General features: G+C 72.6%; 5 protein-coding genes. 4 read left to right on the top strand and 1 reads right to left on the bottom strand.

The features are described 5' to 3' along the window. Nucleotides 1-385: 385 nt before the first annotated feature. The gene (locus ACZ499_RS38225) at nucleotides 386-1,465 is read right to left on the bottom strand and encodes an MBL fold metallo-hydrolase (protein ID WP_468681571.1); all 1,080 of its coding nucleotides are present in this window, start codon (nucleotides 1,463-1,465) and stop codon (nucleotides 386-388) included. A gap of 189 nt (nucleotides 1,466-1,654) precedes the next feature. Here ACZ499_RS38225 and ACZ499_RS38220 point away from each other — a divergent pair, with 189 nt between their 5' ends. The 4 genes from ACZ499_RS38220 (at nucleotide 1,655) to ACZ499_RS38205 (ending at nucleotide 6,509) form a co-directional block, all read left to right on the top strand. Next, nucleotides 1,655-3,130 carry an aldehyde dehydrogenase gene (locus tag ACZ499_RS38220; RefSeq protein ID WP_468681569.1) on the top strand — a complete coding sequence of 492 codons (1,476 nt, stop codon included), beginning with the start codon at nucleotides 1,655-1,657 and terminating at the stop codon, nucleotides 3,128-3,130. Further along, nucleotides 3,130-3,363 carry a ferredoxin gene (locus tag ACZ499_RS38215; protein ID WP_468681567.1) on the top strand — a complete coding sequence of 78 codons (234 nt, stop codon included), beginning with the start codon at nucleotides 3,130-3,132 and terminating at the stop codon, nucleotides 3,361-3,363. The genes ACZ499_RS38220 and ACZ499_RS38215 overlap by 1 nt, the downstream gene beginning before the upstream one ends. A gap of 333 nt (nucleotides 3,364-3,696) precedes the next feature. Continuing rightward, nucleotides 3,697-6,330 (top strand): class III lanthionine synthetase LanKC, encoded by a 2,634-nt coding sequence (gene lanKC / locus ACZ499_RS38210; protein WP_468681565.1) that lies wholly within the window; start codon nucleotides 3,697-3,699, stop codon nucleotides 6,328-6,330. 53 nt (nucleotides 6,331-6,383) lie between these two features. After that, nucleotides 6,384-6,509, top strand: a complete 126-nt coding sequence (locus ACZ499_RS38205) for a SapB/AmfS family lanthipeptide (protein WP_358835101.1) — start codon at nucleotides 6,384-6,386, stop codon at nucleotides 6,507-6,509. The last annotated feature ends 41 nt before the right edge of the window (nucleotides 6,510-6,550 follow it).

The following is a 6,550-nucleotide window of genomic DNA, read 5'->3' as shown; positions in this document are numbered from 1 at the left end:
AGTTCCCCGCGCCCCTTGGGCACCTCCAGCCCCTCCGGCGTGCAAGGAGCGGGCCCCTTCAGGGGCGCGGGGAACTGCGCGACCAGCCACAGGCGACCCGCGGGCGAACGGGTCCCGGGGCGGAGCCCCGAAGCGGGGGCGGCGGCGCAGCCCCAGCCGGGGGTACCGGGGGCGAAGCCTCCGTAACCGGGGCGAAGGGACCGCAGTCCCCGCGAGAGGGTGCGGGGGCGCAGCCCCGGTGGGGGTACCGGGGGTGAAGCCTCCGTGAGCGGGGTGCAGGGGCCGCAGGCCCCGCAAGCGGGTGCAGGGGCGTAGCCCCGCCCGGGGGTCCGGGGGCGCAGCCCCCGGGAAACCCGCCTCAACCACCCACCCACCCCCGGAGGGTTCAGGGAACGGGTGGGGTGGGGGGATCCACAGCTCGGTAGGACAGCGGTGGGCCCGGTACCCCCTCCGCCCGCCCCAGCTTCACCAGCCGCCGCACATGCGCCTCCGCCTCCGACACCGCGATGTTGCGGGAGCCGTGGGGGATGTCCGCCCAGGGGCGGTTCCACTCCATGCGGACCGCCAGTTGCCAGGGGGTCAGCGGCTTCGATGCCAGTAGCGCCAGCAGGTCCGCGAGGCGGGACTCGTGGTGGGCCAGGAGTGCCCGGACACGCCCAGCCGCGTCCGTGAACGCGTACTGGTGGGCGGGAAGGACCTCCGCCACCCCCAGGCGCCCCACCCGCTCAAGGGACGAGACGTAGTCGCCGAGAGGGTCCGTCACCGTCGCGTCGTCGGGGTCCTCGTACAGCCCGATGTGCGGGGTGATCCCGGGCAGCAGGTGGTCGCCCGAGAACAGGCGGCCGTGGCCGGGGCGGTCGGACGGATGCCGTTCCTCCAGGTGGAGGCAGACGTGGCCCGGCGTGTGGCCCGGCGTCCAGATCGCCCGCAGCCGGCGGCCCGGCAGCGGGAGCAGGTCGCCGGGGACGATCTCGCGGTCGGGGAGCGCCGCGCGCAGGCCCGGCAGCACCCGGCCGGACCCCCGCGCCCGCGCCGCCCGCAGCGGCGCGAGGTGGTCCTCCGGGGCCCCCACCGCCGTCAGCTTCTCCGTCAAGTAGTCGAGCCAAGCCCCCGGTTCGGCTTCCCGGGTGCGCCGTACGACCGCCGTGTCCGCCGCGTGCATCGCGAGCCACGCGCCGGACGCCTCCCGTACCCGGCCGGAGAGCCCGTGGTGGTCGGGGTGGTGGTGGGTGAGCACCACCCCGTGGATGTCGGCGACGTCCGTTCCGATCTGCCGCAGCCCCTCCGTCAGCGTGTCCCAGGACGCCGGGTCGTCCCACCCGGTGTCGACCAGGACGGGGCCCCGGTCGGTGTCGACGACGTACACCAGCGTGTGGCCGAGGGGGTTGTCCGGGATGGGCACCTCGATGGAGCGGACGCCCCCGCCGTGGTCGCCCACCCGCGTCCCCCGTGTCACCTGCGTCATGGATCAGCCTCGTCTCTGGCCACCCGCTGGAAGCTCCAGGGCACCGCCACAGTAGAACGTGTTTCAGTCAGCCCTCAAGAGGTCTCCCGGCCCGTGGACTCCTGATAGGGGAACTGGTATCAGTTCTGGCAGATCTGAAATGCCGTCAGAAAGTGGTCCGGAGCGGACCCGAGCGGGAGGCACCACGCCATGACCGATGCCACGAACGATCTGATCGAGCACGACCGGCTCTACATCGGCGGGGAGCTCACCGACCCCCGTGGATCCGACGTCATCGAAGTCGTCTCGCCCCACACCGAGCAGGTCATCGGCCGTGTGCCGCACGCCTCCCGGGCCGACGTCGACCACGCCGTCGCCACCGCCCGCCGGGCCTTCGACGAGGGGCCCTGGCCGCGGCTGCCACTCGCCGACCGCATCGAGGTCGTCTCCCGTATCAAGGACGCGATCGCCGTGCGCCACGAGGAGATCGCCCGCTCCATCAGTACGCAGAACGGCTCCCCGTACTCCTGGAGCGTCCTCGCGCAGGCCCTCGGCGCGATGATGGTCTGGGACGCGGCGATCACCGTGGCGCGCGACTTCCCGTACGAGGAGCGGCGCGTCGGCGTCCTCGGGCCGATCCTGGTCCGGCGCGAGCCGGTCGGGGTCGTGGCGGCCGTGGTCCCGTGGAACGTCCCGCAGTTCGTGGCCGCCGCCAAGCTCGCGCCCGCGCTGCTCGCCGGGTGCTCGGTGGTGCTCAAGCCGTCCCCCGAGACGCCCCTCGACGCGTACATACTCGGCGAGATCGCCCGGGAGGCCGGGCTGCCGGAGGGCGTGCTCTCGATCCTGCCCGCCGACCGCGAGGTCAGCGAGTACCTGGTGGGGCACCCGGACGTGGACAAGGTGTCGTTCACCGGGTCGGTCGCGGCGGGGCGGCGGGTGATGGAGGTCGCCGCGCGCAACCTCACCAGGGTCACCCTGGAGCTGGGCGGCAAGTCCGCCGCCGTCGTCCTGTCCGACGCCGACCTGGCGTCGACCGTCGCCGGAGTCGTCCCGGCCGCGTGGATGAACAACGGGCAGGCGTGCGTCGCCCAGACCCGCATCCTGGCGCCCGCGAGCCGTTACGACGAGTTCGCGGAGGCGTTCGCGGCCGCCGCCGGGCAGCTCGTCGTCGGCGACCCGCTCGACCCGGCGACCCAGGTCGGCCCGCTGGTCGCCAAACGGCAGCAGCAGCGCTCGCTCGACTACATCCGGATCGGCCAGGAGGAGGGCGCCAAGATCCTTGCGGGCGGCGGCCGTCCGGCCGGGCGGGACCGGGGCTGGTACGTCGAGCCGACGCTCTTCGGCGCCGTCGACAACTCCATGCGGATCGCCCGCGAGGAGATCTTCGGGCCGGTGATCTGCCTTCTGCCGTACGCGGACGAGGCCGGGGCGCTGAGGATCGCGAACGACTCCGAGTACGGACTCAGCGGCAGCGTGTGGACCGGCGACGTCGAGCACGGCATCGACTTCGCCCGCCAGGTGCGCACCGGCACCTTCAACGTGAACACCTTCAGCCTGGACATGTTCGGCCCGTTCGGCGGCTACAAGAACTCTGGCCTGGGGCGGGAGTTCGGGCCCGAGGGGCTGAGCGAGTACCTGGAGCACAAGATGATCCACCTCCCGGCCGGATATGGAGGTGAGGTGTGATGGGTGACCGCTGGCACGTCGAGGTCGACCGGAGCGTCTGCATCGGGTCGGGCATGTGCGTGAACACCGCGCCCGGTGGCTTCGGGCTGGATACGGCGCGGCAGTCGCGGCCGCGGGCCGCCGAGACCGACGCCAATGAGCGAGTGCTCGCTGCGGCCGAGGGGTGCCCGGTCGAGGCGATCAGCATCACCCTGCTTGAGTCCGGCGAGCCGGTTTTTCCTCCGGAGGAGTGAGTCCGCCGCCGACTGCATGGTCGGTTTGCTGCGGGCCGTACTGGCTGGTCGCGAAGTTCCCCGCGCCCCTCAATGCGTCCCTTCGGGGCGCCCTCGCTGGATGCGGGGACCCGGATCTCCTGGGGGGCGCGGGGAACTGCGCGCCCAGCCCCCCACCGGCCCGCAGCCGAATCGCCCAGTCACCGGCGTCCCGCAGCCGCATCTCAGCGCGTTCGAACTCCTGCGAACACAGGTTGACGCATGAGTACCGCACGGTGACCGCATGACACATGCGACTGCCCGGCCCCCGGCCGACGTGGCACCTTCGTTGCCACGCCACCGAGGGGGGAAGCGATGGACAAGCGGTACGAGGTCTTCTGCCTGGCCGACAGGCACTTCTACGAGACTCCGGACCGCTTGTCCTCGTCCAGGACCGGGGAGTCCGTGCCGCTCTTCGAGGCGGCCCAGCGGCCGGTCCCCGAGGGGTGGCGCACCTTCCTCTCCGGGGACTGGCTCCACTTCAGTCCGGTGGACGCGGCCGGCGAACCGCGCCAGGGCCGCCCCCTCCAGGGCTGGAAGATCCACGTCTCGGCGTGTCTGGACAACGCCGAGAAGATGGCGGCGCAGGTGTGGGAGTACTGCGTCCCCAGAGCCGTGCCGTTCAAGTTCGTGCCGGGCCGCCAGCCGCTCCACCTGCGCAACTCCAAGTATGCCGGGCGCGGTTCGAGCGGGAAGTTCGCCACGATCTACCCCTCCGGCGTGGGCGAGCTGGAGCGAATACTCAACGAGCTCGGCGAGCTCCTCCAGGGCGAGCCGGGCCCGTACATACTCACCGATCTGCGCTGGAACTCCGGTCCCCTGTACGTCCGTTACGGGGGCTTCGCCGAGCGGCACTGCGTCGGCGAGGGCGGGGCGCTGGTGCCCGCGATCGAGAACGCCAGGGGAGAGCTCGTCCCCGACCGCCGCGACCCCGCGTTCCAGGTGCCCGAGTGGGTGGCCCTGCCCCCGTTCCTGCGGCCCCAGCTGGAGGCGCGCAACGCGACGACCGTGGGCGACCTGCCGTACCGCATCGAGCAGGCGCTGCACTTCTCCAACGGCGGCGGTGTGTACGCCGGGACCGATGTGCGCGACGGCAGCAAGGTCGTCCTCAAGGAGGCCCGGCCGTACGCGGGTCTGGCCGCCGACGGCTCCGACGCGGTCACCCGCCTTGAGCGCGAGAAGGCCGCCCTGGAGCGGATCTCGGGGCTCGGCGTGGCGCCCGAGGTGCGCGACTGGTTCGAGCTGGGCGGCCACCGCTTCCTCGTCATGGACTTCCTGGAGGGGCGCACGCTGAACGCGTTCTTCGCCGAGCGCCACCCGCTGCTCGCCGTCGACCCCGACCCGGACGCGGTGGCCTCGTACACGACCTGGGCGCTCGCGGTGCACCGGGCCGTGGAGCGGGCCGTGGAGGAGGTGCACTCGCGCGGTCTGGTCTGCAACGACCTGCACATGTTCAACGTGATGGTCGGCCCGGACGGGGGCGAGGCGAACGGCGGCCGTGAGGTCTCCGTGCGGCTCCTGGACTTCGAGGGCGCGGTGCCGGTCGAGGAGCATCGGGGGCAGATGATGGCGCACCCCGGGTTCATCGCCCCGCGCGACCGCACCGGCTTCGAGGTCGACCAGTACGCGCTGGCCTGTCTGCGGCTGGCCCTGTTCGTGCCGATGACGACGCTGCTCGTGGTCGACCAGGACAAGGCGGCGCATCTGGCGAAGGTCGCGAAGAGCCAGTTCCCCGCTGTGCCGGAAGGTTTCTTCGAAGAGGCGGTACGGGTCATCCGGGGCACGGACGAGCCCCTGGCGCGGCCCTATCTGCCCGCCCGGCCCGAGGAGTGGCCCGCCGGGCGCGACTCGATGGTCCGCGCGATCCTCGCCTCCGCCACGCCCGAGCGCGAGGACCGGCTCTTCCCCGGTGACATCTCCCAGTTCGCGGACGGCGGCGGCCTCGGGGTCGCGTACGGCGCGGCCGGGGTGCTCTACGCCCTGGACGTCACCGGCGCCGGGCGCTACCGGGACGGCGAGGAGTGGCTGCTGCGCCGCACAGAGGAGCCGCCCGCCGGCTGTCCGCTGGGCTTCTACGACGGGCTGAGCGGCGTCGCGTACGTCCTGGACCGGCTCGGCCACACCGAACGCGCCCTCGACCTCGTCGACCGGGTGCTCGACGAGAAGTGGCAGCGGCTCGCGCCCGGCCTGCACGGGGGCCTGGCCGGGCTCGGGCTCGCGCTGGACTCGCTCGGCCGCACCACCGGCGAGAGCGATCTGCGCGACCGGGCCCTGGAGGCGGCCTGGATCATCGCCGGGGAGCCGAGGCCCGAGGAGGGCGGCGGGCGCAGACGCGCCGGTCTGCTGCACGGCGCCAGCGGCCCCGCCCTGCTCTTCCTGCGGCTCTACGAGCACACCGGCGAACCCGCGCTCCTCGACCACGCCGCCGAGTTCCTCCGCCGCGACCTCGGGGCTTGCGTCACCGACCGCTCGGGCGCCCTCCAGGTCGACGAGGGCGTACGGACCATGCCCTATCTCGGCTCCGGCGGCGTCGGCATCGCGATGGTGCTGGACGACTATCTGGCGCACCGGTACGACGAGGAGTTCGCCGAGGCCAGGGCCGCGATCCTGCCCACCGCGCGGCTGCGGTACTACGCCCAGCCAGGCCTGTTCGACGGCCGCGCGGGCATGGTGCTGCACCTCGCCCGCACCCGCGCCGCACGTGCCGACCTGGACGCGCAGAGCGCGGCGCTCGCCTGGTACGCCGTGCCGTACGAGGGCCACCTGGCCTTTCCCGGCAACCAGATGATGCGGCTCTCCATGGACCTCGCGACCGGCACGGCGGGCTGTCTGCTCGCCCTGGGCTCGCTGCCCGCCGCCGCGTCCGCCCGAAGGCGCCCCGCGGGGCTGCCCTTCCTGCCACCGCTTCCGGTGGCCCCCAAGACGGCCCCGCGAGGGGCCGGACGGTGAACCCGTCCCCACGAAGAAAGTCCCGACGAAAGTCCCGACAAAAGGAGATGGCCATGACACTTCTCGACCTTCAGAAGATGGACGTTCCCGAGACCACCGGTGGTGGCGGTGGCGAGAGCAGCGTCAGCCTGCTGCTGTGTGACAAGCACAGCGGGGCCAGCCAGCTGCTCTGCCTCTGAGACACGAACCACCCTGATCAATCCCTGTTGCACCTGATCAA

Source organism: Streptomyces sp. NPDC031265, from assembly GCF_055570295.1.
This window is presented reverse-complemented; position numbering and strand designations above follow the sequence as displayed.